Genomic DNA, 26,625 nt, shown 5'->3' with positions numbered 1-26,625 from the left:
CTTGCTCGACTCTCGCTGAGGGCCGCACCGGGCCACCCGATCGTCATTTGAAAGCGCCCTCCGGGTACGGTCCCGTCCCACTCATGATCACGTATTGCGGGACCGGCGGTCCATACCAACAGAAGAGCGGTTGGCTCTTATCCTGCGCCGTCCGCGCCCAAGCCATCCGGATCAGTCTGTTGGAAGTGCTGACCTGAGCCCGATGCCAGCTACCGGCCTCTAACCACGCGGCGTCGAGCGAGTGATGATGAGCCATGAAGAGCGTGAGGTCATTGTCTCCGTTGGCCTTGTCGAGGCTGCCCAGTCGAATTGCCTCGTCGTTTGCACTTCGCATGAGGGCGACGAACTCCTCGGAGCACCGGTAGAGGGAGCCCGGACCGCTTGTCGAAACTAGCTCCATAGCATCATCGCGCCGCGATGTCGGGCCCCGAGAACAACGAAGAGCGCGCGCATCTGCTCGGGGGTTTCAGGGCCCTGCTGCGAATGAGCTCCACGAAGGGGTCGTTTACGACCTGGAAGCGGCACGCATGGCCCAATCGCAACGTCCATTTCGTTCAGCCGCTTTTCCGGGACTGTGAAGATCACGCACGTGGTTTTCGGGGTGTCGTCGCGAATCCGGATGAGCCCACGCCACCACTCAGAGAACCTTCTAGACGAGGACACGTTGTGATCCTCGCATTGTTTGGACCCTGGAGTTCAATAGGCGCTGCCCGGCGGGTGTCCGTCACACAACTGAAAGCGCAAAGCCTTCGACAAGGCCGCTGACAGCCTGGCCGACAACCATCCCGACCCGCTGCGCTCGACAGTCCACGACCTCCGCCACACGGCCGCGTGCCTGGCCGTCTCGGTGGGTGCCAACGTCAGGGCCGTGCAGCGGATGCTCGGCCACGCCTCGCCGCGATGACGTGGTTGTCTACGCGGACCTCTTCGACGATGACCAGGATCACTTTGATTACGGGGTGGGCCCCGTGGGGCTCGAACCCACGACCCGCGGATTAAAAGTCCGATGCTCTACCGACTGAGCTAGAGGCCCTCGCCCCCTAATCTACCGTGGATCACGTCCGCTTCCGGACAGGGGGAGAATAGGGGAATGCCTGATCGCTTCCACAAGCCGACGCTCTTCCCCGGTGGGATGTTCGAGGCCTTCCTCGGGGGTGACGATCCCGCCCAGATCAGCCGGGTGGCCCACGAGACCGCCCAGGCGCTGCTGGCGCGGGTGCGGGAGGAGGGCGACCCGGCGGTCGTCGACCGCCTGGTCGCCTACACCGACGCGCACGGCATCGACGCGCTGGCCGAGCTGTGGTCGCGCTCGAACGCCAAGACCCTGCCCGGTGCCCTGTGGCGCATCTACCTGCTGCGGCTGCTGATCCGGCAGGACGCGGAGGGCACGGCGCTGCTCTTCCAGCGCGGCATCGAGATCAGCACCGGGATCGACCCGGTCGTCGCCGGCGCGCCGACGCCCGCGGGGCCCGCCGAGGTCACCGAGCTCGCCGACCGCATCCTGCGCGGCGTCTTCGAGGGCGACTTCGCCGTCGCGCTGGAGCGGGCGGCCGCGTTCTGCCGGGTGACCGCGGCGGGATGCGTGTCCGTCGCCGACGACCGCGACGTGGTCGACCCGGAGCGCGCGAGCGAGCTGACCACCCGGGCGCTCCGGTTCACCCGCACCGCCGAGGAGCTCGCCGCGTGCGCGCGACTCTGGCGCACGGATTCCCTGGATTAGTTCTCCCCTCGCGAACGCCACGCCGGTAGACCGCCCCGGGACCTCCTGTAAACTCGATGGAGCCGGGCCGCAGTAACCCCGGGCTCCAAAACTAGCCGCTTCGAGCGGCCTCGCGCCGAGAGGCGTTCTGCGGCCCGGCACTTTTTGTAGGACCGTACGAGGCGGATGCGCCGCTCGGAGCGGAGACGACGTGGACGACGCCCCGGCCGCCGAGCTCGACGCGCTGCTGACCCGCACCGCGACGGGTGACCAGGCCGCGTTCTCCGACTTCTACGACCGCACGGCGTCCCGCGTGCTCGGGCTGATCCGGCGGCTGCTGGTGGATGCGGCGCAGGCCGAGGAGGTCGCCCAGGAGGTGTTCCTGGAGGCGTGGCAATCCGCGGCGCGGTTCGATCCGAATAAAGGACGAGCGCTCACGTGGATCATGACCATGGCCCACCGCAGAGCGGTCGACCGGATCCGGGCGTCGCAGGCGTCCCGCGACCGGGACACCGCGATCGGGATCCGCGACCTGCCGACGGCGTTCGACGACGTCGCGGAGACCGTGGAGGTGCGCGTCGAGCATGAGCGCGTGGAGGAGGCGATGGCCGTGTTGAGCGAGGCACAGCGCCAGGCCATCGCCCTCGCCTACTACGGCGGGCTCAGCCAGAGCGAGATCGCCGCCGAGCTGGGGATCCCGCTTGGCACAGCCAAGACCCGGCTGCGCGATGCGATGATACGGCTGCGAGACGAATTGGGGGTGACGAGATGACCGAGGAACGACGACTGGGAGACCGGCTGGGCGCGCAGTCCGACGAGGAGGCGCGCGAGTTCGAGGACGTCGCGGCCCAGCTCGGGCTCGCGGCCGAACCGGTGGAGCCGCCCGCGCGGCTGAAGGCGGACCTGTTCGCGAAGATCGCCGCCACCCCGCAGCTGCCGGCGAACGAGACGGTGGACGCCGCACCCGCCGAACCCGCGGAACCGGCAGCCCCCGCAGGCCCGACAGAGCCCGCCGGCCCCGCCGAGCGCGCCGCGCAGAGGCGCTGGTTCCAGCGTCCCGCCGCGATCCTCGCCGCGGCAGCGGCCGCCGTCGTCCTCTTCATCGGCGGTGCGTTCCTCGGCGCCTCTCTCGCCGGGAACGACTCCTACCAGCGCCAGCAGGCGACCGCGCTCGCCGCGATCAACGCCGCTCCCGACGTCCAGCGTTCCAGCGCGGAGGTCGCAGGTGGAGGGACGGCGACGCTCGTCTGGTCGCCGGAGCTCGGCCGCTCCGCGCTCATCGCCACCGACCTGCCGGACCTTCCGAGTGGCAAGACCTACGAGCTCTGGTACATCCGCGACGGCACACCCATCGCCGCGGGCACGATGAACGCGACGGGCGGCTCCGCCGCGACCTGGCGCGTCCTGACCGGGCAGATGGCCGCCGGCGACACCGTGGGCGTCACCGTCGAGCCGCGCGGCGGCTCGACGAAGCCGACAACCGACCCGATCGTCGCCATCGCCTCCTGACCGGCACGAGGCCGGTGGATGCGCGAAGGCCCGCGGGAGGGATCCCGCGGGCCTTCGTACAGCCGGAACCGGCGCCGATCACCCGAAGCGGCCGGAGACGTAGTCCTCGGTGGCCTGGACGCTCGGGTTCGAGAAGATCATGTTGGTGTCGTTGTACTCGATCAGCTTGCCCGGCTTGCCGGTGCCCGCGATGTTGAAGAAGGCGGTCCGGTCGGAGACGCGCGAGGCCTGCTGCATGTTGTGGGTCACGATCACGATCGTGTAGTCGTTCTTGAGGTCCTCGATCAGGTCCTCGATCGCGAGCGTCGAGATCGGGTCGAGGGCCGAGCACGGCTCGTCCATCAGCAGGACGTCGGGGGAGACCGCGATCGCGCGGGCGATGCAGAGGCGCTGCTGCTGACCGCCGGACAGGCCGGAGCCCGGGAGGTTCAGGCGGTCCTTGACCTCGTTCCACAGGTTCGCGCCCTGCAGGGACTTCTCCACAAGATCGTCCGAGTCGCTCTTCGACATCCGGCGGTTGTTGAGCTTCACGCCGGCGAGCACGTTGTCGCGGATGCTCATCGTCGGGAACGGGTTCGGGCGCTGGAACACCATGCCCACCTGGCGGCGGACGAGCACCGGGTCGACGCCCTGGCCGTACAGGTTGTTGCCGTCGATCAGCACGTCGCCCTCCACGTACGCGCCCGGGATGACCTCGTGCATGCGGTTCAGCGTGCGGAGGAACGTCGACTTGCCGCATCCGGACGGGCCGATGAACGCGGTGACCGTCCGGGGTTCGATGGTGAGCGACACGCCCTCCACGGCCAGGAACTTGCCGTAGTAGACGTTGAGGTCGTTGACTTCGATGCGCTTGGACACGTTTTTCCTTGTCTGCGATTCGGGAGGAAGCTCAGGGGCGCCGGGATCAGCGGCCGTACTTGGGGGCGAAGGCCTTGGCGATGATGCGGCCGACGAGGTTCAGGAGCATCACGATGATGATGAGCGCGAGCGCGCCGGCCCAGGCACGGTCGATCGAGTCCTGCGCGTGCAGGCCGGCCGCCTGGGTGTACTGGGTGAACACGAACACCGGGAGGCTCATCATCCGGTCGTTGAACGGGTCGTAGTTCATGCTCGTCGTGAACCCGGCGACGATCAGCAGCGGCGCGGTCTCGCCGATGACACGGGCGATGGCGAGCATGACGCCGGTCACGAGACCCGCGAGCGAGGTGGGGAGGACGACCTTCAGCACCGTCAGCCACTTCGGGACGCCGAGCGCCAGAGACGCCTCGCGCAGCTCGTTCGGGACGATCCGCAGGATCTCCTCGCTGGAGCGCACGACGACCGGGATCATCAGCACGGACAGCGCGATGGCGCCCATGAAGCCGTTACGGATCGCCGGGCCGAAGATCAGCGCGAACAGCGCGTACGCGAACAGGCCGGCGACGATCGACGGGATGCCCGTCATCACATCGACGAAGAAGGTGATGCCGCGGGCGAGCATCCCGCGCCCGTACTCGACGAGGTAGATCGAGGTGAGCAGGCCGATCGGCACCGAGATGACGGCGGTCAGGGCGGTGATGATCAGGGTGCCCATGATCGCGTGCAGCGCACCGCCGCCGGCTCCGATGACGTTGCGCATCGACTCGCTGAAGAACTGGACGTCGAACCGGGCGAGGCCCTGGGCGATGACGGTCCAGCCGAGCGAGATGAGCGGAAGCAGCGCGATGATGAACGCGGTGGCGACCAGCGAGGTGACCAGGCGGTCCTTCGCCTTCCTGGCGCCCTCGATCAGCAGGGACGTCGTGTAGATCGCGACGTCGAACAGCACGGTGCCGAAGAAGATCGCGCCGACGATGTTGAAGTCCTTGGTGGCGCCGCTTGCCGCGAGCATCGCGAAGACGGCGCCGAGGACGACCCAGGAGGCGACCAGCATGACCCACGGAGCCCAGCGCGGCAGCTTGCCCGCGGTGTACGAGTTGGCCAGAGCGCGGGGCGCGGCGGTTGCTGTCGTGGTGGCGGCCATCAGTTCGCTCCCGAGAAGGCCTTGCGGCGGCTGACGATGTAGCGGGCGAGCATGTTGATCAGGAGGGTCACCACGAACAGCACGAGGCCGGAGGCGATGAGCGCGTTCACGCCGACGCCGGTGGCCTCGGGGAACTGCAGCGCGATGTTGGCGGCGATCGTGTTCGGGCTCTGCGCCTGCAGCACCGCCCACTTCACGATCAGCGCGGGGGAGAGCACCATGGCGATGGCCAGCGTCTCGCCGAGCGCGCGGCCGAGGCCGAGCATGATCGCCGAGATGATCCCGGAGCGGGCGAACGGCAGCACGGCCATCCGCACCATCTCCCACTTGGTCGCGCCCAGCGCGAGCGCCGCCTCCTCGTGGAGGCGCGGGGTCTGCAGGAAGATCTCGCGGCAGATCGCCGTCATGATCGGGATGACCATCACCGCGAGCACGATCGCGGCGGTCAGGATGGTGCGGCCGGTGCCGGAGACCGGCGGGGCGAAGAACGGGATCCAGCCGAAGTACTGGCCGAGCCAGACGTAGAAGGGCTGGACGAAGGAGGCGAGCGTCGCGATACCCCACAGGCCGAAGACCACCGACGGCACGGCGGCGAGCAGGTCGATGATGTAGCCGAGCGTCTGGGCGACGCGGCGCGGGGCGTAGTGCGAGATGAAGAGGGCGATGCCGATGGAGAGCGGCGTCGCGATGAGCAGGGCGATGAGGGCCGCCCAGATGGTGCCGAAGACGAGCGGCCACACCCACGACCAGAAGTTGGTCGCGTTGTTCGGCAGCTCGCCGGCGCCGGCGAAGACGGCCGGGATGCTCTGGATGACGAGGAAGAGCGCCACGGCGGCGAGGGTGGCCAGGATCAGAGACCCGGCGACGACGGTGCTGGTGGAGAAGACGCGGTCGCCGAGGCGGACTTTCGCCTTCGGCCTGATGGCTCCTGCGGTTCCGGCGGTCATTCCTTGCTTTCTCTCATCGGGTGTCCCTGAGGGTGAGGGAGATGCGCCGCTCGGCCTGGACCGTGGTCACGGCCCAGGCCGAGCGGCCGGGAGTCACTTGATGCTGGCGACGGCCTTGCTGACCTTGTCGGACAGGTCGCTGGAGAGCGGAGCCGAACCGGCCTGCTCCGCGGCGGCCTTCTGGGCGTCAGCGGTGATGACGTAGTCGACGTAGCCCTTCACCAGGTCGGCCTTGGCGGAGTCCTTGTACTCCTGGCAGGCGATGACGTAGGAGACGAGCACCAGCGGCCACGCACCCTTGGTGGTGTCCTTGCGGTCGATCTGGATGGCGAGGTCGTTGGTCTCGCGGCCCGACGCGATCGGGGAGGCGGCGACCACGGCGGCAGCGCCATCGGCGCTGATCTTCTCGTAGTTGTCGCCGACCTTCAGCTGGGCGATGGAGAGACCGGCCGAACCCGACTCGTCGATGTAGGTGATCGAGTTCTTCGCGTTCTTGGTGGCGTCCGCGACACCGGAGGTGCCCTTGGCCGCGTCACCGACCTGGAACGGGAAGGTCTGCGAGGCCGGCTTGGTCCACACGTCGGGAGCGTTCGCCGCGAGGTAGTCGGTGAAGTTCTGCGTGGTGCCCGAGTCGTCGGAGCGGTGCACGACCGTGATCGGGGCCGACGGGAGGGTGACGCCCGAGTTCTGGTCCTTGATCTTCGCGTCGTCCCAGGTGGTGATCTTGCCCGAGAAGATGCCCGCGATGGTGGCGGCGTCGAGCTTGAGGTCCTTCACGCCGTCCACGTTGTACGCGATCGCGATCGGGGAGATGTAGACCGGGAGGTCGATGCCCTTGCTGCCCGCGGCGCAGCCGGCGAAGGTGCCGGAGAGCTCCTCGGTCTTGAGCGCGGCGTCGGAGCCGGCGAAGTCGGCTGCACCCGAGATGAAGCTCTTGCGGCCGGCGCCGGAGCCCTGCGGGTCGTAGTTGATGGTGACCTTGGGGTTGGCCTGCTGGAAGCCCGCGGCCCAGACGGTCTGTGCGGCGCCCTGGGCGGAGGAGCCGATGCCGTTGAGCGTGCCGGAGAGGTTGGACGCCTTCGCCGTGGTGGTCGCGGGGGCGCTGCCCTCGTTCGACGCACAGGCGGTGAGGGAGATGGCGGCCGCGGCCAGCAGAGCCACGGGAACGCCAAGACGCTTCAGATTCACAGTTGTCCCTTCCGGGGATCAGTAACAACAGGACGGGGTCGGTGCGACCCGCGTGTGACGCTATTCCCGGTGTCTGACCAGAGTCCCCCGCAGCGGTAAACGGAAGGTTAACGACGTGTGTTCACTTGATGCGCCTGCATGCTCTGCGCGCCGTCCCGCGAACGTGCCTCAGCCGGCGGCGGGCGCGTAGGTCTCGATGGAGACGATGCCGCTGGAGGGGTTCGTCGCCGAGAGGTGGACGACAGAGAAGCCGCCCGTGTCCAGGTCGGCGGCGTCGTTCAGGTAGGCGCCGGGCATCGTGCCGGTGGCGAGCGCGATCTCGCGCATGATCTCCGGCAGCACCGGTCCGTGGCTGCAGAGCACAGCGCTCTTGCGGGAGCGCACGCGCTTGCCGATGACCGAGCGCACGTCGCCGCGACCCTCCTCGTAGGCGTCCTGGCTGATCCCCGGCTCCCGGCGCGGCTTGATGCCGGTCGCCGCGGCCAGCGGGGCGACGGTCGCGACGCAGCGCACCGCGTCGCTGGTGATGATGCGGCGGGGTCGCCACGCCATCAGCGTCGGGACGTCACCGGCCGCCTGCCGGACGCCGCGCTCGGTGAGCGGGCGGGACGCGTCGGTCCCGTCCCAGTCGCCGCGCGGCTCGGCCTTGCCGTGGCGCAGCGCGATCAGCGCGAACGTGGAGGTGATGCCCTGCCTGACGAGCGCCTCGAACGCGTCAAGGATCTCCACGTCGCGTTCGTAGGTGAGATAGCCGCGCGCCTTCTTCAGGCTCACCCACTCGATCGCCGCGATCTCGGAATTCGGCACGAAGGTCGACTGCTCGATGGCGTGGTCGTCGACCTCGGCGGCCCAGTAGTGCACGATCTTCTCGCGGCCGGAGCTCAGCGGGTAGGAGGAGACGCCGAGCGGGACGCCGAGGGCGATGGCGAGGCCGGTCTCCTCCCGGATCTCGCGGACCGCCGTCGCCGGCAGGGTCTCACCAGGGTCGACCTTCCCCTTGGGGATGGTGACGTCGCCGTACTTGGTGCGGTGCACCACGAGCACGACGATCTTCTCGTCCACGACGCGCCAGCACAGAGCGCCCGCCGCGTAGATGGCGAGGCTCACCGCCTGCTTCCCGTGCGGGCGCTGCGCGGACGGTGGCCGATCTGCTGCATGAGCTTGTTCTGCAGGTCGGTCAGCGGCTTGCCGTTCTCGTCGAGGTGCTCGCGCGTCCACACGCCGTCCTCTGCCAGCGACCACGCGGCGGTGCGCGGGTCGAAGGCGAGGTCGAACAGCGCGTCGAGCTCGGCGAGGTGCTCCGGAGCGGTCAGCCGCACCAGCGCCTCAACGCGGCGGTCGAGGTTGCGGTGCATCATGTCGGCGCTGCCGATGTACACCTGCGGGTCGCCGTCGTTCACGAACGAGAACACGCGGGAGTGCTCCAGGTAGCGGCCGAGCACCGAGCGCACCCGGATGTTCTCGGACAGCCCCTCGCGTCCCGGCACCAGGCCGCAGATGCCGCGTACCCACAGATCGATCGGCACACCGGCCTGGCTTGCCCGGTACAGAGCGTCGATGATCGCCTCGTCGACGATCGAGTTCAGCTTGATGCGGATGCCGGAGGGGCGCCCGGCCGCCGCGTTCGCAGCCTCGGCGTCGATGCGCTTCAGCAGCCCCTTCCGCAGGTGCAGAGGAGCGACGAGAAGCCGCTTGAACTTCTTCTCGATCGCGTAGCCGGAGAGCTCGTTGAAGAGGCGCGTCAGGTCCTTGCCCACCTGGTCGTCGGCGGTCAGCAGCCCGAGGTCCTCGTAGATGCGGGAGGTCTTCGGATTGTAGTTGCCCGTCCCGATGTGGCTGTAGTGCTTGAGGACGCCCTTCTCCTCGCGGATGACGAGCGCGAGCTTGCAGTGCGTCTTCAGCCCGACCAGGCCGTACACGACGTGCACGCCGGCCTTCTCGAGCTTGCGGGCCCAGGAGATGTTGTTCTGCTCGTCGAAGCGGGCCTTGATCTCGACCAGCGCGAGCACCTGCTTGCCCGCCTCCGCGGCGTCGATCAGCGCCTCGACGATCGGGCTGTCCCCGGAGGTGCGGTACAGCGTCTGCTTGATGGCGAGCACGTGCGGGTCGGCTGCCGCCTGCTCGAGGAACGCCTGAACGCTTGTCGCGAACGACTCGTAGGGGTGGTGCAGCAGGATGTCCTGCCGGGAGACCGCGGCGAACACGTCCGGCTTGGCGTTCGGCTCGCTCGGCATCAGCTGGGCCGCGGTGGTCGGGACGTGGTTGGGGTAGTGCAGGTCGGGCCGGTCGATGCGGGCCAGGTCGAAGAGACCGCCCAGGTCTAGCGGCGCGGGCAGGCGGTAGACCTCCTGCTCCGTCACATCCAGCTCGCGGACGAGCAGCCCGAGGGTCACGTCGTCCATGTCCTCCGTGACCTCGAGGCGGATGGGCGGGCCGAACCGGCGGCGCAGGAGCTCGCGCTCGAGCGCCTGGATGAGGTTCTCGGTCTCGTCCTCGTCGATCTCGACGTCCTCGTTGCGGGTGACCCGGAAGACGTGGTGGTCGAGGATCTCCATGCCGGGGAAGAGGTCGCCGAGGTGGTTGGCGATCAGGTCCTCCAGCGTGATGAACCGCACCTGGCCGAGCGTCTCGCGCTGATCGATGCGCACGAATCGGGGGAGCATCTGCGGCACCTTCAGGCGGGCGAACTGTTCCTTGCCCGTCCGTGAGTTGCGCACGCGCACCGAGAGGTTGAGCGAGAGCCCCGAGATGTAGGGGAACGGGTGCGCGGGGTCGACGGCGAGCGGCATCAGCACGGGGAAGATCTGCTGGGAGAACACCTCGCGCATCTGCGCCTTGTCCGCCTCGTCCAGCTCGTCGAAGCTCACCACCGAGATCCCGGCAGCGCTCAGCGCGGGAAGCACCAGCTCCCGGTAGGCGCGGGCGTGCCTCGTCTGCAGCTCGTGCGCCTTCTCCGAGATGTCGGCGAGCACGTCCTGCGGAGCACGGCCGACGTTGGTTGGCACGGCGAGCCCGGTGGCGATGCGGCGCTTGAGACCGGCGACGCGCACCATGAAGAACTCGTCGAGGTTGCTGGCGAAGATCGCCAGGAAGTTGGCGCGTTCCAGCACCGGCAGCAGCGGGTCCTCCGCCAGCTCCAGCACGCGCTGGTTGAACGCCAGCCAGCTCAGCTCGCGGTCGAGATAGCGGTTGTCCGGCAGCGTCGGATCCGGCTCGTAGATGAAGGGAGCGAAGTCGTCGTCGAAGTCGCTGCCCAGGCTGCCGCCCAGCCCGGTGTCCAGAAGGCCGTTCTCGAGTGTGGTCCGCTCGTCCATGCCCCCATCATCGCACCGGGTGGAGGCGTCGGTCACGGTCCGGGGTAAACGGGGGATGAACGGCGGTACTGCACGTCTGTGGAGGAGACTGCGAAGCCGGCCGACCGGTACAGCCAGAGTGCGGCGTCGTTGTCGCCCTCGACGTACAGGGCGGCCTCGCGGCAGCCGCGTTCGCCGAGCCGGGCGAGGCCCGCCATCAGAAGCACCCGGCCGAGGCCGCGTCCCGAGAGGCCGGGATCGACGCCGAGCACGTAGATCTCGCCGGCCTGGTCGTCCCCGCCGACCTTGAGCCAGTCGTAGCCGACCATGCGCCCGTCCGGGTCGCGCAGCACCAGGAAGTCGCCGGCGTCGAACCACGGCTCCGCCATCCTGTCGTGCAGATCCGCCGCGGTCATCCTGCCCTGCTCTGGATGCGAGGCGAAGGTGCGCTGGTTCAGGCCGACCCACTCGGCGTCGTCGCGCCCCGGCCGGAAGCGGTCGAGCGAGAACCCGTGCGGTGGTGCGGCAGGATGCGCCGCGCCGTCGAGCATCAGCCGCATCCCGAGCAGCGAGCGCGCCGCCGTGAAGCCGAAGCGCGCCGCCAGCCGGTGGGCGCCGGGATGGTCGCCGTGCGACCACGCGGTGAGCGCGCCCCGCGGCACCTCCTCCAGCAGGGCGGACAGCGTCTGCCGCCCGACGCCGCGTCCGCGCGCGTCGGGCGCGACGACCAGGTCGAGCGCTCCGCCGCCGAGCACGGCGACGGCGCGCATCGCCCCGGACGCATCCCGTGCGGCCCACGGCGCACGCCGCCCGGCGGCAAGGTCCAGCCGGGTCTGCTCGTCGAACGCGGCGGCGCCGTCCGCGTCCGCCGCGGCGTCCACCACGGCGAAGTAGGCATCCCGATCGGCGGGATTCGCGAGGTCAGGGACCGACAGGCGAAGGGAGGCGGTCATTGTCCTCCTCGTACACGTTGAACCGGTAGCCGACGTTGCGCACCGTGCCGATCAGCGACTCCAGGTCGCCGAGCTTTGCGCGCAGGCGTCGCACGTGCACGTCCACGGTGCGCGTGCCGCCGAAGTAGTCGTAACCCCACACCTCGCTGAGCAGCTGCTCCCTGGTGAACACCCGGGAGGGGTGGGTGGCGAAGAAGCGCAGCAGCTCGAACTCCTTGAAGGTGAGGTCGAGCGCGCGTCCGTGCGCCTTCGCGGAGTAGCTGGCCTCGTCGATCGTGATGCCGGAGGCCTGGATCTTGGTCTGCGAGTGCTCCTGGCTCTGCCGGCCGATGGCCAGGCGGATGCGCGCATCCACCTCGGCGGGGCCCGCGCTCTCCAGCAGCACGTCGCTCGCGCCCCAGTCGGCGCTGACCGCGGTGAGGCCGCCCTCGGTGAGCACGAGCACGAGGGGCACCGTGATGCCCGTGGTCGTCAGGATCTTGCAGAGCGACTTGGCGCTCGCGAGGTCCCGTCGGGCGTCGACGAAGATCAGGTCGCAGCTCGGGGCGTTCACGAGCGAGGCCGGTTCGGCCGGGATCTGACGGGCGCGGTGGCTGAGCAGGGCGAGCGAAGGGAGGACCTCGGTCTCGGGCGCGGAGGTGAGGATCAGAAGCTGCGCCACCCAGTTCCTCCTCTTGTCCCTTGTGTGCCGCAATGCTACCGGAAATGCCTGCGCCGCCTGTCCCCGGGCGGTCGGCGGCGGGGCAGAATGGGGGGATGAGCGAGAAGCCCCCTTCAGGAGGACCGGGCGCACCCGACGATGGTGCAGAGGTCGCGGGCTCCCGTGACGCCACCGCGGCGGACCCGGGCCCGCTCGGTCCTGCCGCCGCCGCGGGCGCACCGGCCGCCCCGCTGTCGCGCGGCGCCGTCTACGGGAGCGTCGGGGCCGTCTGGGTGATCGCGCTCGTGCTGGGGGTGCTCATCGGCACCCTGTCGCATCCCGCGCAGTACGCCTCCTGGCTCTCGCTCGCGCTCGGCGTCTGCGTCATCGCGTCCTTCGGCGCGCAGCTCGCGACGCAGCAGAAGGACGGGTTCGTGAACCGCCTCGCGGCGACGCTCACCGGCACGCTGGTGATCCTCGGCGTCATCGGGGCGATCCTCGGCCTCACCACGCTCGGGCACTGATTCCGGCGCCATCGCGTCCGGAGTTGTTCACGCAACACGCCGATGTGGTGGTGAACAACTCCGGAGGTGATTGCGAGTCCGCCGTCCATCCCGGAGTTTTTCACGCAACACGCCGATGTGACCCGCGAAGATCTCCGGAAGCGATAGAAAACGCATCATCGTCTCCGGAGATCTTCCCGCAGGCCTCACCACGCTCGGGCACTGATTAGACTGGCCGTATGCTCGTCGCTCTCGAACTCTTCTTCATCGGCCTGCTGGGCCTGGCCACCCTCGCGATCCTGGGCGTCTCCGGTGTGGTCGTCTACAACCTCTTCCGCGGGCAGCGCTGATCGCGTAGACCGTAGAGCATGATCGAGATCCCCACCGACCTCCCCGCGGAGCTCGTCCCGCTCTCCTGGCTGATCGGCGTGTGGGAGGGCACAGGTGTGCTCGACTACGCGATCGGCGAGGAGCACACCGAGCGCGAGTTCGGGCAGCGGATCAGCTTCAGCCACGACGGTCAGCCCTACCTGAACTACACCTCCACCTCGTGGATCCTCGATGAGGAGCACACGCCGCTGGCCGCCGAGACCGGCTACTGGCGGCTGAGCCGCAAGCTGATCGAAGGGGATGCAGGGCCGGCGATGCTGCCGGGCGAGGGTCCCCGGCCGTTCGGCACGGCGCAGTCCGTCGAGACGCTCCGCGCGTCGCACGGCGGCTTCGACATCGACGTCTCGATCATCCACCCCGACGGCGTCAGCGAGCTCTATCTCGGTCGCGTGAACGGCCCGCGCATCGACCTGGCCACGGACGCCGTCGTCCGCACGGCCGGGGCGAAGGACTACACGGCGGCGACCCGCCTGTACGGGCTCGTCGAGAACCATCTGCTCTGGGCGTGGGACATCGCCGCACTCGGCCAGGACCTGCGCACGCACGCGTCCGCCCGCCTCGCCAAGGTGGAGTGATGTCCGGCTCACCGTTCCTCGGGCTGCCCGGCGCTGTCGACACGACGGGATCGGGCGTCCCGTCGCACTACGGCAGCCCGCTCGCCGAGCAGCGCGCCCTCGTGGAGGGCGGCGCGATCGTCGACCTCTCCGACCGCTCGGTGCTCACGGTGACCGGCCCCGACCGGCTCAGCTGGCTCAACTCGCTGACCAGCCAGGCGCTCACCGGGCTGAAGCCGGGGGAGTCGTCGGAGACCCTTCTGCTGGATGTGACAGGCCGCGTGGAGCACGCGGCGCGCGTCCTCGACGACGGCGAGACCGTGTGGCTGCTGGTCGACCGACCCGAGGCGGAGGGACTGCGCTCCTGGCTCGACTCCATGCGCTTCATGCTGCGCGTCGAGGTCGCGGACCGCACGGAGGACCTCGCCACCATCGGCACCCTCGGCGACCCGCCGCTCCCGATCGCAGCGCCGGGCGGCGTGCCGCTGATCTGGCGCGACCCGTGGCACGCCGTCACGCCCGGAGGTCACCAGTACGCGCGCGGCGAGCATCCCGGCGCGGACTGGAGCTGGAGCGAGCGGCTGGTGCCGCGGGACGCTCTCGCATCCATCGTCGCGCGCGTCGAGTCCGGAGAGCTCACCGCCGCCGGGACCCTCGCCGCCGACGCGCTGCGGATCGCCGCGTGGCGGCCGCGGTTCTCCACCGAGGTCGACGAGCGCACCATCCCGCACGAGCTCGATTGGCTGCGCACCGCCGTGCACCTGAACAAGGGCTGCTACCGCGGTCAGGAGACGGTCGCGAAGGTGCACAACCTCGGCCACCCGCCGCGCCGGCTCGTGATGCTGCACCTGGACGGCTCGGAGGGCGTGCATCCCGAACGCGGTGCGGTCGTGTCTCTCGACGACCGCGAGGTCGGCACCGTCACCTCCGTCGCCCTGCACTACGAGCTCGGGCCGATCGCGCTCGCCGTGGTGAAGCGCGGCACCGACCCGGCGGCGACGCTGACGGTGGCCGCGGACGGCACCGCCGTCGCGGCCGCTCAGGAGGTCGTCGTGCCGCCGGAGGCCGGAGCGGAGGCCGACGTGCCGCGACTGCCGCGCCTCGGCGCGGTCACCCGCACCCCGCGCGGCTGACGCCTCTCGAGCGCGCCAGAAACCGCTGGGCCAGCGGGTTCGCGGGCCCAGGATGCGATCTCTCGCGCCGGGTGGAGAAGCGTGTTAGGTAATGCTAACCTAACCAACCGTGTCCGCTCCCTTCGCTTCGCCGACCCGCCCGCCGTCCGGCCTCGCCGCCCGTGAGGTGACCGTGGCCTACGACGGCGTCGACGTCGTCCACTCCGCGGCACTCGAGCTGCCCGCGGGCCGGGTGACCTCGCTGATCGGACCGAACGGGAGCGGCAAGTCGACGCTGCTGCGGGCGATCGCCCGGCTGAAGCACCCGCGCACGGCGGACATCGTCGTCGAGCAGGCGGACGGCGGATCCGTGGATGCGCTCGCGCTGTCCCGCCCGGCCTTCGCTCGTATCGTGACCATGCTCGCGCAGAGCAGGCCGACTCCGGCCGGGCTGAGCGTCCGCGAGGTCGTCGGCTTCGGCAGGCACCCGCACCGCCGCCGGTTCAACGGCGCCGACCCGCACGGCTCCGCCGCCGTCGAGAGGGCCATGCGGCTCACCGGCGTCGCCCCGTTCGCCGACCGCGGCGTCGAGGCGCTCTCGGGCGGCCAGCTGCAACGGGTCTGGCTCGCGTGCTGCCTCGCGCAGGACACCGACGTCCTGCTGCTGGACGAGCCGACCACCTACCTCGACCTGCGCTACCAGGTCGAGATCCTGGACCTGGTCCGCGAGCTCGCCGACGACCACGGCGTCACCGTCGGCATGGTGCTCCACGACCTCGACCAGGCGGCTGCCGTGTCCGACCGCGTCGTGCTGCTCTCCGCCGGCCGGGTGGTCGCCGCGGGCGACGCCGCCGACGTCTACGACCCGGAGCTGCTGACCGAGGTCTACGGCATCCGCATCCACGTCGAGCCCGACGCCCTCAGCGGCGTCCCGCGCACCCGCACGGTCGGCCGGCACACCCTCCGAACCGAAAGGACCCCATGATCCTCCGTCGTCTCCTGCCCATCGCCGCCGTCGCGGCCGTGGCCGCTCTCGTTGTGAGCGGGTGCGGCACCACCGAGGCCGCTTCCGGCGAGAGCGCTTCCGGTTCGTCGCTGACCGTCACGGATGCGCGCGGCGAGAAGGTGAAGCTGGACGGCCCGGCCGCCCGGGTCGTCGGCACCGAGTGGAACGTCGTCGAGACGCTCGTCAGCCTCGGCGTGGACCCGGTGGGCGCCGCCGACGTGAAGGGCTACACGGCGTGGGACACCGCCGCGAAGCTGCCCGCAGGCGTCACCGACATCGGCACCCGCGGCGAGCCGAGCGTCGACACCGTCGCGTCGCTGAAGCCGGATCTTGTGGTCGCCACCACCGACCTGTCCGAGTCGGCGATCGGCCAGCTGGAGAAGGTCGCGCCGGTCATCGTGGTGCGCTCGGCCGACGCGAGCCGGCAGATCGACCAGATGATCGACAACGTGAACCTCATCGCCGAGGCGACGGGGACGCAGGACCGCGCGAAGACCGAGATCGCCTCGTTCCGGAAGACGATCGCCGACGCCAAGAAGACGCTCGCCGACGCCGGGCTCGGCGGCCGCCCCGTCGCCTTCGCCGACGGCTGGGTCCAGGGCGGCCAGGTCTCCGTGCGCCCCTACGTGGGAGGCTCCCTGCTCGCCGACGTGAACACCGAGCTCGGCCTCGCCGACCCGTGGAAGCTGAAGGGCGACGAGGCGTACGGACTCGCATCCACCGACGTCGAGGGACTGACGGCGCTCGGGAAGGGCGTCGTGTTCCTTTACATCACCAACAACGCGGACGGCACCGACCCGTTCGCCGGAGCTCTGAAGGACAACGCCGTGTGGACGTCGCTCCCGTTCGTAGCGGCGGGAGACGTCCACCGGCTCCCCGACGGCATCTGGATGTTCGGCGGCACCGCCTCGATGAAGCAGTACGTCGGCGCCGTCGTCTCCGCGCTGACCGCGTGAGCGACGCCCGCCCGGGCGCCGGCCGGCTCGGCGTCGGCCGGCTCGGCCTGCTGGCGGGCGCGGCCGTCGTCGTCCTCGTCGCCCTCGCGATCGCCCACCTCGGGCAGGGCACCGCCGTGCTGGCGCCCGACGCGCTCTGGCGGGCCGTCACCGGCGCGGGCTCGACGCAGGCCGACGCCGTGCTCATCGCCTCCCGCCTCCCCCGGCTGCTCGCCGGTCTCGTCGTCGGTGCCGCGCTCGGCGCCTCGGGCGCCGCCCTGCAGTCGGTGTCGCGGAATCCGCTCGCCTCGCCGGACACGCTCGCGGTGAACGCGGGCGCCTACCTGGCGGTCGTCGCGGTGGCGGCATTCGGTGTCGTCCTGCCCTCGCTGCCGGCCGGCGCGACCGCCTTCGCCGGCGGCCTCGCCGCAGCCGCGGTGGTGCTGGGGCTGTCGCGGGCGGGTGCGGGGCCGGTGCGGCTGGTGCTCGCCGGTTCCGCGCTGACGCTCGCGTTCAGCGGGATCAGCGGGATGCTCCTGCTGCTGCACGCGCAAGAGACGACCGGACTGTTCGCGTGGGGCAACGGCTCGCTCGCGCAGACCGGGCTCGGGCCGGTGCTGCAGCTCGCGCCGGTCGCGGCCGTGGCGTTCGCCGGTCTGCTCGTGCTCGGACGCCGGCTCGACATCCTGGGACTCGGTGACGAGGGCGCCGCCTCCGTCGGCGTCGACCCGCGCTCGACACGGGCGATCGCGGTCGTGCTCGCGGTCGTGCTCGCCGCCGTGGCGGTGACCATCGCCGGTCCCGTCGGGTTCGTCGGCCTCTGCGCCCCGCTGATCGTCCGGCTGCTCGGCCCGCGGGTGCCCGGACTGATGCGGCACCGTGCGTTCCTCCCGGCGTCCGCGGTCGCCGGGGTCATCGTCGTGCTGGGCGCCGACGTACTGCTGCGGGCCCTCTTCGGCGCGCAGGCGGGCGTCTCCGTGCCGACCGGGATCGTGACCACGGTGTTCGGAGCCGGCGTGCTCGTGTACCTGGCCCACCGATCCAGGGACACGAGCAACAGCTCGTCCGGCACCGCCTTCGTCCGGCTGCGCAGCAGGCGGGCGTTCGTCATCGCCCTCGTCGTCTGCGCCGTCGCGCTCGGGGGTGCCATGGTCGCGGCCGTCCTGCTGGGGGACGCGCGGCTGCTCCTCGGCGACGTCGGCAACTGGCTGACCGGTCATGCCGGTCGCGTGGTCACGTTCGTGCTGGACACCCGGCTTCCGCGCGTGGGCGCCGCGCTGCTCGCGGGTGCCGCGCTCGCCATCGCCGGCGCCATCGTCCAGGCCGTGTCCCGGAACCCGCTGGCCGAGCCGGGCATCCTCGGCGTCGTCGGCGGCGCCGGGGTCGGCGCGATCGTCGTCATCACGGCGATCCCGCTCGCGAGCTTCTGGCTGGTGGGCGGCGCAGCGCTGGCCGGCGCAGCGGCGGCCGCGGCCGTCGTGTTCGGTCTGGCGGCGCGCGGCGGGCTGGAGCAGAACCGGCTCCTCCTGATCGGGATCGGCGTCTCCTCCGGTGCGACGGCGCTGACCAGCCTGCTGATCGTGCTGACCGACCCGTTCAACGGTGCGAAGGCGCTGGTGTGGTTGTCCGGATCCACCTACGGCAGGACGTTCGAACAGGTGCTTCCCGTGCTCGTGGTGCTCGTCGCGGCCATCCCGCTGCTCGTGTTCTCGACGCGCGAGCTGGATCTGGTCGGGCTGGACCCGGACACCCCGCGCCTGCTCGGGGTGCGGCTGGGGAGCGCACGGCTGCGGCTGCTCGCGATCGCGGTCGCGCTCACGGCCGCCGCGGTCTCCGCGGTCGGCGTCATCGGCTTCGTCGGGCTCGTCGCCCCGCACGCCGCGCGATCCCTGGTGGGGCAGCGCAGCGCCAGGGTGCTGCCGGTCGCCGCGCTGCTCGGAGCGCTGCTCGTGAGCGTCGCCGACACCATCGGGCGCACACTGATCGCGCCCGCGCAGATCCCGGTCGGGCTGGTCACGGCCGTCATCGGCGCGCCGTACTTCCTCTGGCTGCTGTGGCGCTCCCGCGCGGAGGCCTGACCCGCGCCCCTCGGCGAACGGGAAGCAGCTCAGCGCGGGGCGACGGAGGCCCAGGCAACGGTGAGTTCGCCGAGCCGCCACCGCGTCCTCCCACCGGCCACCGGCCAGCCCGAGTCCCGCATCCCCTGCACCGCCGCGATCCAGCGCTGCCTCGGACCGTATGGCGCCAGCGGCGCGTTCACCCGCCAGGCGCGGTCGAGGTCCCGCAGGAAGTCGTGGACGCGCTCGCCGGGGACGTTGCGGTGGATGAGCGCCTTCGGCAGGCGCTCCGCCACGATCGACGGAGCCTCCAGGCCTGTCAGGCGCAGCGACACCGTGAGCGTTCGCGGCCCCTCCCGGCCGACGGCGACCCAGCTCGCGACGCGGCCGATCTCGTCGCAGGTGCCCTCGACGAGGATGCCGTCCGGCTGCAGGCGCGAGCGCATCCGCTGCCACGCCGCCGCGACCTCGCCCTCGTCGTACTGGCGCAGCACGTTGAACGCCCGGATCACCGCGGCCAGCCGCCCGTCCGGCAGCGGCACCTCGAAGCCGCCGACGTCGAACCGGATGCGCGCGTCCTGGTCGAAACCGGTGCCGCCCTCGCGCACCTCCCGCAGCTGCTCCCGCGCGAACCGCACCCGGCCCGGCTCGATCTCGAGGCCGACGACCTCCACGTCCGGCCGGGCCTTCGCCAGCCGCTGGTGCAGCTCGAACGCCGTCACCCCGCTCGCGCCATAGCCGAGGTCGACGACGAGCGGATCGGCGGTGCGGCGAAGCAGTGGCTGCGCTGCGATCCAGCGGTCGACCCGCCGCAGCCGGTTCGTGTTGGTGGTGCCGCGGGTGACCGCGCCGACCGCGCCGCCGTGCGGCGTCACGGCGCTGATCGCTCTCGAGGGCATGTGACAAGATTATTTCCATGTCCGCCCCCTACACCTTGATCCTCCTCCGCCACGGCAACAGCGAGTGGAACCAGAAGAACCTGTTCACCGGCTGGGTCGATGTCCGGCTCAGCGAGCAGGGCGTCGCCGAGGCGAAGCGCGCCGGCGAGCTGCTGGCCGCCTCCGGCCTGACGCCCGACATCCTTTACACGTCGGTGCTGACCCGCGCCATCCAGACCGCGAACTACGCGCTCGATGTCGCCGACCGGCTGTGGATCCCGGTCGAGCGCACCTGGCGCCTCAACGAGCGTCACTACGGTGCGCTGCAGGGCCTCGACAAGGCGGACACCCTCGAGAAGTACGGCCCCGAGCAGTTCCAGCTCTGGCGTCGCTCCTTCGACGTCCCGCCGCCGCCGCTGCCCGACCACAGCGAGTGGTCGCAGGCGCACGACCCGCGCTACGCCGACCTCGGCGACGACCTGCCCCGCACCGAGTGCCTCAAGGACGTCATCGCCCGGATGCTTCCCTACTGGGAGTCGGACATCACGAAGAGCCTCACCGAGGGCAAGACGGTCCTCGTCACCGCGCACGGCAATTCGCTGCGCGCGCTCGTCAAGCACCTCGACGGCATCTCCGACGAGGACATCGCCGAGCTCAACATCCCCACCGGCATCCCGCTGGTCTACCGGCTCGACGAGTCGTTCCGTCCCATCGAGCCCGCCGCCTACCTGGACCCGGAGGCCGCCGCCGCCGGTGCCGCCGCGGTCGCCGCGCAGGGCAAGAAGTAGCCACGGCCCTCAGCACCTTCGTCGTCGTCGCGTTCCTGAAGGGACGCGGCGACGACGTGTTCTCCAGCGGCGACTGGCCGCTGCACGTGACCATCGTGCCGCCGTTCGAGACCGAGCTCGACGCGCAGGCCGTGGCCGCGCTGCTCCCGCGGTCGCCGGCGGTGCGGGTCGTCGCGGGGGAGCGGGCCGCCTTCGGGCGGCGCCGGGACATCCCGGTGACGCTGCTGCACCCCTCGCCGGCGCTCCTCGCCCTGCACCGGGATGCGGTGCGCGCGCTCGAGGCCGCCGGCGCGCGCATCCACGACCGGCACCACATCCTGGACGGCTACCGCCCGCACGCCACACGGCAACGTCACACCGCGCTGGATCCCGGCGACCACGCCACCGTCACCGAGCTGGCGCTCGTCGAGCGCGCCCCGCACTCCCAGCGCCGCGTCGCCGCCCGCATTCCCCTCGCCTAGCACCGCCGAGTACGCAAAGAATCGACAAAGAACCGCCGAGTACGCGGACTATTCGCGCACTCGGCGGTCGGGGTCGAGAGCGGGGAGGGTCAGGGGGCGGCGAGCTCGGGGGCCCAGTCACCGGTCGCGAGGTACTGGACCTTCTTCGCGATCGACACCGCGTGGTCCGCGAAGCGCTCGTGGTAGCGGGAGGCGAGGGTCGCGTCGACCGTGTCGACGGCCTGGCCCTTCCAGGTCTCGCCGAGCACCTTGTCGAAGACACTGGCGTGCAGCTCGTCGATGTCGTCGTCGTCGTTGCGGATCTCGTCGGCGAGCCGGATGTCCTGCGTGCGCAGCAGCTCCGCGAGCTTCTGCGCGATCGCCACATCCAGGCGGCCCATCTCGGCGAAGGTGGCGCGCAGCGACTTCGGGACGACCTTGTCCGGAAAGCGGTATCGGGCGAGCTGGGCGATGTGCTCCGCCATGTCGCCCATCCGCTCCAGCGAGGCGCTGATGCGCAGCGCGCTGACGACGATGCGCAGGTCGCGGGCGACCGGCTGCTGGCGGGCGAGGATCTGGATGGACAGCTCGTCCAGCAGCACCGTCAGCTCGTCGATCTTGTGGTCGTTGGCGATCACGTCCTCGGCGAGCGAGACGTCCGACTCCGTGAACGCCGCGGTGGCGTTCTCGATCGAGCGGACGACCAGCTCGGCGATCTCGACGAGCCGGTCCTGGACTTCGGCAAGCTCCTGCTGGAAAACTTCGCGCATGGGGTATGAGGTCCTTCCTGGGCGTGCGCGCACGCACGCGGGATACGGGGTCGTCTGACCCCGTGCAGCATGGTCGTCGCGTCAGGTTAACGGTTGGTGCCGTGCGCCTGAACACTGTCTAACGTACCCGCGAAAACACGCGGCGGCAGGCGGGATGCGTCCATCCGGCGCGTGACGCGTCCCCTACGCTTGCAGCTATGGACTCCGCCTGGTTGGTGCTGCTCTCGCTGGGCCTCGGGCTCGTCGTCGGCGCCGGTTTCGTGTGGATCCTGCACATCGCCGCGCGGCGCGGCGATCACGCCGCGCAAGTGGTGAGCCCGAGCGTCCCGGACGGTGTCGACCAGGTGCTCGACGCGATGGAGTCCGCCGGCGTCGTGCTCGACCCGTCGAACAACGTCATCAAGGCGTCCCCGGGGGCGCACGCGATCGGCCTGGTCTGGAACGGCGCCCTCGTGCACCCGTACCTCGTCGACATCGTCGACCGGGTCCGCCGCACCGGCGAGCCCGCCACGGAGGAGTGCGAGCTCGCGCGCGGGCCGTTCGGCGACGCGAACATCCACCTGAGCGTGCGGGTCGCCCGTCTCGGCTCCCGGTACATCCTGCTGCTCGCGGAGGACCGCACAGAGTCGTTCCGCCTGGACTCCGTGCGCCGCGACTTCGTCGCCAACATCAGCCACGAGCTGAAGACGCCGATCGGCGCGGTGTCGCTGCTCGCCGAGGCGCTGGACGACGCGTCCGACGACCCGGAGCAGGTGCGCCGGTTCGCGCTGCGGCTGAGCGAGGAGGCGTCCCGGCTCGCCCGCATCACGCAGGACATCATCGAGCTCAGCCGTCTGCAGGCGGCCGACGCCCTGGGGGACGCCGAGGAGCTCTCCGCGCGGAACGTGGTCAAGTCCGCCATCGACCAGAACCGGGTGGCGGCGGAGTCGCGGAACATCGAGATCGCGATGCGCGGCGAGAAGGATGCGCTGGTGATCGGCAACGAGGCGCTGCTCGTCACGGCGGTGCACAACCTCATCTCCAACGCCATCCAGTACTCGCCGGACGACTCGCGGATCGGGATCGGCGTGCGCTCGGTCGACGGCGTCGTCGAGATCGCGGTCACCGACCAGGGCGAGGGCATCCCGGAGGACGACCTCGACCGCGTGTTCGAGCGCTTCTTCCGCGTCGATCAGGCCCGGTCGCGCAACACCGGCGGCACCGGCCTCGGCCTCTCGATCGTGAAGCACGCCGTGCAGAACCACGGCGGCGAGGTGCGCGTCTGGTCGCAGCCCGGCCGCGGGTCCACCTTCACCATCCGGCTGCCCGAGGCATCCACCATCCGTCCCCCGATAGGAGAGAACCAGTGACAAGCATCCTGCTCGTCGAGGACGAGGCCGCGCTCAGCGAGCCGCTCGCGTACCTGCTGAAGCGTGAGGGCTACGACGTGACCGTGGCCGAGGACGGCCCCACCGCGCTGGCGGAGTTCGACCGCACCGGTGCCGACCTCGTCCTGCTGGACCTGATGCTGCCGGGCATCCCCGGCACCGAGGTGTGCCGCGAGATCCGCACCCGCTCGACGGTGCCGATCATCATGCTCACCGCGAAGGACTCCGAGGTGGACATCGTGGTCGGGCTGGAGCTCGGCGCCGACGACTACGTGACGAAGCCGTACTCCTCCCGCGAGCTGCTCGCCCGCATCCGCGCGGTGCTCCGCCGGCGGGTGGACGAGACGGAGCTGGCGGACGACGGCATCCTCGAGGCGGGCACGGTGCGGATGGACGTCGACCGGCACACGGTCGCCGTGAACGGTTCCGAGATCTCCATGCCGCTGAAGGAATTCGAGCTGCTGGAGCTGCTGCTCCGCAACGCCGGACGCGTGCTGACCCGTGGCCAGCTGATCGACCGGGTGTGGGGGAGCGACTACTTCGGCGACACCAAGACGCTGGACGTGCACATCAAGCGCATCCGCTCCCGCATCGAGGAGAGCCCGTCTGACCCGCAGATGCTCGTCACCGTGCGCGGGCTCGGCTACCGCTTCAACGGCTGAGCCGGCCGGACGGCAGAACGCCCCCACCCTTCCGGGCGGGGGCGTTCTCGTGTCCGAGCCGCGCTACTGCTGCGCGGGGAGGATCGTCGGGGGGACGAGGTCCTTGTACTCCTCGAGGCCGCCGTCGAGGACGGGGACGTCCAGCTTCGCGCCGGTCTCGTCGGCGTACTGGAAGTACACCGGGTAGAGGGCGCCGGGGAGCGCCGTGAACGGCGTGAGGAAGATGTTGCTGGCCGACGCCTCGTCCGGGGTCGTTCCGACCTGCTTCACCTGGCCGGGCTGGACGGTGACGAACGCCTTCGCGCTGCTCTCGCCCGAGGTGACGGCGACACGGTGGCTCTTGGCGTCGTTGTTCACCAGGGTGACGACGAGGTTGCCGACCTTTCCGCCGACGCCGTCGGTGATGATCATCGCGTTGCGCACGTCGATCTGGCCGACGGATCCGCTCACGCCGTCGCTGGCGTCGTAGTGCTTCGTGGTGGCCTGCGGGGCGACAAGACCGCAGCCTGCGGTTCCGAACGCGACCGCCAGGGCGAGGACGACGGACGCCGCGGCACGAGCTTTCACTGAATGACCTCCCGATCGTTCCGCTCGACGGCGCGGTGATGCCTGGGTGCGAAGCGGATTTACGGTCCGAGTTTATCGCATGCGCGAGGGCTCTCCGGCCGGTGCGGAGGTGTGAGGGCGAACCTTAGCATGTGCCCCGTGTGGTATCCTATTCATTGCTGAAGGGACAACATATCTATGCTTTTCGAGGTTGGCGAAACCGTCGTTTACCCCCACCACGGTGCTGCAACGATCACCGAGGTCAAGAAAAGAATCATCAAGGGTGAAGAGAAGCTGTACCTCAAGCTCAACGTGACGCAGGGCGACCTCACCATCGAGGTCCCTGCCGAGAACGTCGACCTCGTCGGAGTGCGTGACGTCATCGGCAAGGAGGGCCTCGACCGCGTTTTCGAGGTGCTGCGCGCTCCGTTCACCGAGGAGCCCACCAACTGGTCCCGCCGTTACAAGGCGAACCTGGAGAAGCTGGCGTCGGGCGACGTCATCAAGGTCTCCGAGGTGGTCCGCGACCTGTGGCGTCGCGACCAGGACCGCGGCCTCTCCGCCGGCGAGAAGCGTATGCTCGCCAAGGCGCGCCAGATCCTCATCTCGGAGCTGGCTCTCGCGGAGAAGACCGACGACGAGAAGGCGTCCAGCCTGCTCGACGAGGTGCTCGCCTCCTAGGCGTCTCCCACCCATCGAGGTTTCGGGCCCCGCGGCATTCGTGCCGCGGGGCCTTCCTCGTTCCCGCGCGGCCCCCGACGGTCGGTACGCTCGGGGGGTGAGCACTCCGGAACCCCGCATCGCGGTCATCGTCGTCGCCGCAGGCAGCGGCACCCGCCTCGGTGCGCAGGCACCGAAGGCGTTCGTCCCGCTCGCCGGCCTCACCCTGCTGGAGCGCTCGATCCGTGCCGCCCGCGGCATGAGCGAGCGCACGCAGCTGATCGTGGTCGCCCCGTCGGACCGGGTGGGGGAGGCCGCCGCCATCGGCGAGACGGCGCTCGGCGCCCCGGTGGCGGTGGTGGCCGGAGGCGAGACCCGGCAGCGCTCCGTGGCCGCCGGCCTGGCGGAGCTCGCCCCGTCGGTGGAGGTCGTGCTGGTGCACGACGCCGCCCGCGCGCTCACACCCTCTGCGCTCTTCGACGCCGTGGTGGACGCGGTGGACGCCACCGGAGGCGGCGTGATCCCCGGCCTGCCGGTCAGCGACACGATCAAGCGCGTCGACGGCACCGGGACGGTCCGGGAGACCGTGGACCGCTCCCAGCTGTCCGCGGTGCAGACGCCGCAGGGCTTCCCCCGGGCGCAGCTCGTCGCCGCGTACCAGGCGGCGACGACCGACGAGACAGACGACGCCGGACTCGTCGCCGCGGCCGGACATCCCGTCACCGTCGTACCCGGCGACGCGCACGCCTTCAAGATCACGACGCCGTGGGACCTGCGGCGCGCGAAGGAACTGCTCTCCGGCACGACGCCGCCGCGCATCGGCTTCGGCACCGACACGCACGCCTTCGATCCGGACGCCGAGCTCTGGCTCGCCGGCCTGCTCTGGCCGGGGGAGCCCGGACTCGCCGGGCACAGCGACGGGGACGCGGTGGCGCACGCGATCGTGGACGCCCTGCTCGCCGCCGCGGGACTCGGCGACATCGGCGGCGTCTTCGGCACAGGCGACCCGCGCTTCTCCGGAGCGCACGGCGAGGTCTTCCTCGCCGAGGCGCGGCGGTTGGTGGAGGCGGAGGGCTACCGCATCGGCAACGTCTCGGTGCAGGTGGTCGGCAACCGTCCGAAGTTCGCGCCGCGGCGGGTGGAGGCGGAGGCCTTGCTCTCGCGCATCCTCGACGCCCCGGTGTCGGTGAGCGCGACGACGACGGACGGCCTCGGCTTCACGGGCCGCGGTGAGGGCATCGCGGCGTTCGCCACGGCCCTCCTCGTGCGCTGAGCCGCCCGCGCCGTATCCTGACCCCGGCGGCGCGGCCGTGCCGCGAGGGGAGGACGTCATGAACGGACCGGAGACCGCGCGACTCGCGCGCCGGTACATCGAAGCCGTCGGCGAGGGAGACCTGGATGCCGTCGACGAGCTGCTGGCGGACGACCTGTCCGCGGTGTTCGCGGGCGGACGCCTGGGCAAGCCGGAGTGGCTCGCGGCGCTGCGGCGGCTGCTTCCCGCGCTCGTGCGCAACGACATCCGCGACGTGTTCGCCGAGGGCGACCGCGGCTGCGTGGTCTACGACTTCGTCACCGACACCCCGGCCGGCGCGGTTCCGTGCGTCGAGCTGATCACCATCCGCGACGACGCGATCGTGTCCATCGAACTCCTTCTCGACCGGGTCGCGTTCGCGCCCGTCAACGAGGCACTCGCCGAGCGCGCAACTGGCTGACGGCTCCCACCCGT

General features: G+C 70.6%; 27 protein-coding genes, 1 tRNA gene and 1 pseudogene. 17 read left to right on the top strand and 12 right to left on the bottom strand.

Annotated elements, in window-relative coordinates; genetic code table 11:
• Positions 1–796: 796 nt before the first annotated feature.
• Positions 797–944 (top strand): annotated as a pseudogene (locus AAME72_RS01900) (tyrosine-type recombinase/integrase); the annotation flags it as partial.
• A 16-nt stretch (positions 945–960) separates the two neighbouring features.
• Here AAME72_RS01900 and AAME72_RS01895 read toward each other — a convergent pair.
• Positions 961–1,033: transfer RNA gene (locus AAME72_RS01895), tRNA-Lys, on the bottom strand.
• 57 nt (positions 1,034–1,090) lie between these two features.
• Between AAME72_RS01895 and AAME72_RS01890 the strand changes: the two genes are divergently transcribed.
• From AAME72_RS01890 to AAME72_RS01880, 3 genes are all read left to right on the top strand, one after another.
• Complete coding sequence (locus AAME72_RS01890) at positions 1,091–1,720, top strand: DNA-directed RNA polymerase subunit beta (RefSeq protein ID WP_348788566.1); 630 nt, start codon at positions 1,091–1,093, stop codon at positions 1,718–1,720.
• A gap of 190 nt (positions 1,721–1,910) precedes the next feature.
• A complete protein-coding gene (sigK, locus tag AAME72_RS01885; RefSeq protein WP_348788565.1) occupies positions 1,911–2,471 on the top strand; it encodes an ECF RNA polymerase sigma factor SigK in 561 nt (186 codons plus the stop codon).
• The gene (locus AAME72_RS01880; RefSeq protein ID WP_348788564.1) at positions 2,468–3,208 is read left to right on the top strand and encodes an anti-sigma factor; all 741 of its coding nucleotides are present in this window, start codon (positions 2,468–2,470) and stop codon (positions 3,206–3,208) included. Before sigK ends, AAME72_RS01880 begins: the two co-directional genes overlap by 4 nt.
• A gap of 78 nt (positions 3,209–3,286) precedes the next feature.
• Here AAME72_RS01880 and pstB read toward each other — a convergent pair whose 3' ends face one another.
• The 8 genes from pstB to AAME72_RS01840 form a co-directional block, all read right to left on the bottom strand.
• Positions 3,287–4,066: a phosphate ABC transporter ATP-binding protein PstB gene (gene pstB / locus AAME72_RS01875; protein WP_348788563.1), complete on the bottom strand. Its 780-nt coding sequence runs from the start codon at positions 4,064–4,066 to the stop codon at positions 3,287–3,289.
• A 46-nt stretch (positions 4,067–4,112) separates the two neighbouring features.
• Positions 4,113–5,210 (bottom strand): phosphate ABC transporter permease PstA, encoded by a 1,098-nt coding sequence (gene pstA, locus AAME72_RS01870; RefSeq protein WP_348788562.1) that lies wholly within the window; start codon positions 5,208–5,210, stop codon positions 4,113–4,115.
• A complete protein-coding gene (pstC, locus tag AAME72_RS01865) occupies positions 5,210–6,157 on the bottom strand; it encodes a phosphate ABC transporter permease subunit PstC (protein ID WP_348788561.1) in 948 nt (315 codons plus the stop codon). The genes pstA and pstC overlap by 1 nt, the downstream gene beginning before the upstream one ends.
• A gap of 93 nt (positions 6,158–6,250) precedes the next feature.
• Entirely contained in the window at positions 6,251–7,345 is a 1,095-nt protein-coding gene (gene pstS, locus AAME72_RS01860) for a phosphate ABC transporter substrate-binding protein PstS (RefSeq protein WP_348788560.1), read from the bottom strand.
• 168 nt (positions 7,346–7,513) lie between these two features.
• Positions 7,514–8,452 carry an NUDIX domain-containing protein gene (locus AAME72_RS01855; RefSeq protein ID WP_348788559.1) on the bottom strand — a complete coding sequence of 313 codons (939 nt, stop codon included), beginning with the start codon at positions 8,450–8,452 and terminating at the stop codon, positions 7,514–7,516.
• Positions 8,449–10,659 carry an RNA degradosome polyphosphate kinase gene (locus tag AAME72_RS01850; RefSeq protein WP_348788558.1) on the bottom strand — a complete coding sequence of 737 codons (2,211 nt, stop codon included), beginning with the start codon at positions 10,657–10,659 and terminating at the stop codon, positions 8,449–8,451. The genes AAME72_RS01855 and AAME72_RS01850 overlap by 4 nt, the downstream gene beginning before the upstream one ends.
• Positions 10,660–10,691: 32 nt before the next feature.
• Positions 10,692–11,591: a mycothiol synthase gene (gene mshD, locus AAME72_RS01845; RefSeq protein WP_348788557.1), complete on the bottom strand. Its 900-nt coding sequence runs from the start codon at positions 11,589–11,591 to the stop codon at positions 10,692–10,694.
• Positions 11,560–12,252, bottom strand: coding sequence for a response regulator transcription factor (locus tag AAME72_RS01840; protein ID WP_348788556.1), 693 nt, complete (start codon positions 12,250–12,252; stop codon positions 11,560–11,562). The genes mshD and AAME72_RS01840 overlap by 32 nt, the downstream gene beginning before the upstream one ends.
• 95 nt (positions 12,253–12,347) lie before the next feature.
• On the opposite strand from AAME72_RS01840, the gene AAME72_RS01835 reads away from it, so the two are divergent.
• From AAME72_RS01835 to AAME72_RS01810, 6 genes are all read left to right on the top strand, one after another.
• On the top strand, positions 12,348–12,755 hold the full coding sequence (locus AAME72_RS01835; protein WP_348788555.1) for a hypothetical protein: 408 nt from the start codon (positions 12,348–12,350) through the stop codon (positions 12,753–12,755).
• Positions 12,756–13,102: 347 nt separating this feature from the next.
• Positions 13,103–13,699 (top strand): FABP family protein, encoded by a 597-nt coding sequence (locus AAME72_RS01830; protein WP_348788554.1) that lies wholly within the window; start codon positions 13,103–13,105, stop codon positions 13,697–13,699.
• Positions 13,699–14,811: a glycine cleavage T C-terminal barrel domain-containing protein gene (locus AAME72_RS01825; RefSeq protein WP_348788553.1), complete on the top strand. Its 1,113-nt coding sequence runs from the start codon at positions 13,699–13,701 to the stop codon at positions 14,809–14,811. The genes AAME72_RS01830 and AAME72_RS01825 overlap by 1 nt, the downstream gene beginning before the upstream one ends.
• A gap of 109 nt (positions 14,812–14,920) precedes the next feature.
• Positions 14,921–15,775 (top strand): ABC transporter ATP-binding protein, encoded by an 855-nt coding sequence (locus tag AAME72_RS01820; protein ID WP_348788552.1) that lies wholly within the window; start codon positions 14,921–14,923, stop codon positions 15,773–15,775.
• Entirely contained in the window at positions 15,772–16,752 is a 981-nt protein-coding gene (locus AAME72_RS01815; RefSeq protein WP_348788551.1) for an iron-siderophore ABC transporter substrate-binding protein, read from the top strand. The genes AAME72_RS01820 and AAME72_RS01815 overlap by 4 nt, the downstream gene beginning before the upstream one ends.
• The gene (locus AAME72_RS01810; protein WP_348788550.1) at positions 16,749–18,809 is read left to right on the top strand and encodes an iron ABC transporter permease; all 2,061 of its coding nucleotides are present in this window, start codon (positions 16,749–16,751) and stop codon (positions 18,807–18,809) included. The genes AAME72_RS01815 and AAME72_RS01810 overlap by 4 nt, the downstream gene beginning before the upstream one ends.
• Before the next feature lie 29 nt (positions 18,810–18,838).
• Here AAME72_RS01810 and AAME72_RS01805 read toward each other — a convergent pair whose 3' ends face one another.
• Positions 18,839–19,687 (bottom strand): class I SAM-dependent methyltransferase, encoded by an 849-nt coding sequence (locus tag AAME72_RS01805; RefSeq protein WP_348788549.1) that lies wholly within the window; start codon positions 19,685–19,687, stop codon positions 18,839–18,841.
• A 17-nt stretch (positions 19,688–19,704) separates the two neighbouring features.
• Between AAME72_RS01805 and AAME72_RS01800 the strand changes: the two genes are divergently transcribed.
• Complete coding sequence (locus tag AAME72_RS01800; protein WP_348788548.1) at positions 19,705–20,454, top strand: phosphoglyceromutase; 750 nt, start codon at positions 19,705–19,707, stop codon at positions 20,452–20,454.
• A 56-nt stretch (positions 20,455–20,510) separates the two neighbouring features.
• Positions 20,511–20,915 (top strand): 2'-5' RNA ligase family protein, encoded by a 405-nt coding sequence (locus AAME72_RS01795; protein ID WP_348788547.1) that lies wholly within the window; start codon positions 20,511–20,513, stop codon positions 20,913–20,915.
• Positions 20,916–21,004: 89 nt separating this feature from the next.
• Here AAME72_RS01795 and phoU read toward each other — a convergent pair whose 3' ends face one another.
• A complete protein-coding gene (phoU, locus tag AAME72_RS01790; RefSeq protein ID WP_348788546.1) occupies positions 21,005–21,664 on the bottom strand; it encodes a phosphate signaling complex protein PhoU in 660 nt (219 codons plus the stop codon).
• A 197-nt stretch (positions 21,665–21,861) separates the two neighbouring features.
• Between phoU and AAME72_RS01785 the strand changes: the two genes are divergently transcribed.
• Together AAME72_RS01785 and AAME72_RS01780 are read left to right on the top strand one after the other, a co-directional pair.
• Positions 21,862–23,013, top strand: coding sequence for an ATP-binding protein (locus tag AAME72_RS01785; RefSeq protein ID WP_348788545.1), 1,152 nt, complete (start codon positions 21,862–21,864; stop codon positions 23,011–23,013).
• Positions 23,010–23,693 (top strand): response regulator transcription factor, encoded by a 684-nt coding sequence (locus tag AAME72_RS01780; protein WP_348788544.1) that lies wholly within the window; start codon positions 23,010–23,012, stop codon positions 23,691–23,693. Before AAME72_RS01785 ends, AAME72_RS01780 begins: the two co-directional genes overlap by 4 nt.
• 63 nt (positions 23,694–23,756) lie before the next feature.
• Here the strand turns inward: AAME72_RS01780 and AAME72_RS01775 are convergent, their stop codons facing one another.
• A complete protein-coding gene (locus tag AAME72_RS01775) occupies positions 23,757–24,260 on the bottom strand; it encodes a hypothetical protein (protein WP_348788543.1) in 504 nt (167 codons plus the stop codon).
• A gap of 177 nt (positions 24,261–24,437) precedes the next feature.
• Here AAME72_RS01775 and AAME72_RS01770 point away from each other — a divergent pair, with 177 nt between their 5' ends.
• The 3 genes from AAME72_RS01770 (at position 24,438) to AAME72_RS01760 (ending at position 26,611) form a co-directional block, all read left to right on the top strand.
• Positions 24,438–24,920 carry a CarD family transcriptional regulator gene (locus tag AAME72_RS01770; RefSeq protein ID WP_021763858.1) on the top strand — a complete coding sequence of 161 codons (483 nt, stop codon included), beginning with the start codon at positions 24,438–24,440 and terminating at the stop codon, positions 24,918–24,920.
• A gap of 97 nt (positions 24,921–25,017) precedes the next feature.
• Positions 25,018–26,172 carry a 2-C-methyl-D-erythritol 4-phosphate cytidylyltransferase gene (ispD, locus tag AAME72_RS01765; protein ID WP_348788542.1) on the top strand — a complete coding sequence of 385 codons (1,155 nt, stop codon included), beginning with the start codon at positions 25,018–25,020 and terminating at the stop codon, positions 26,170–26,172.
• Positions 26,173–26,230: 58 nt separating this feature from the next.
• Positions 26,231–26,611, top strand: coding sequence for a nuclear transport factor 2 family protein (locus AAME72_RS01760; RefSeq protein ID WP_348788541.1), 381 nt, complete (start codon positions 26,231–26,233; stop codon positions 26,609–26,611).
• Positions 26,612–26,625 lie beyond the last annotated feature (14 nt).

The sequence above is a fragment of the Leifsonia sp. NPDC080035 genome (genome assembly GCF_040050925.1).
In the GTDB taxonomy this organism is placed as follows: domain Bacteria; phylum Actinomycetota; class Actinomycetes; order Actinomycetales; family Microbacteriaceae; genus Leifsonia.
This window is presented reverse-complemented; position numbering and strand designations above follow the sequence as displayed.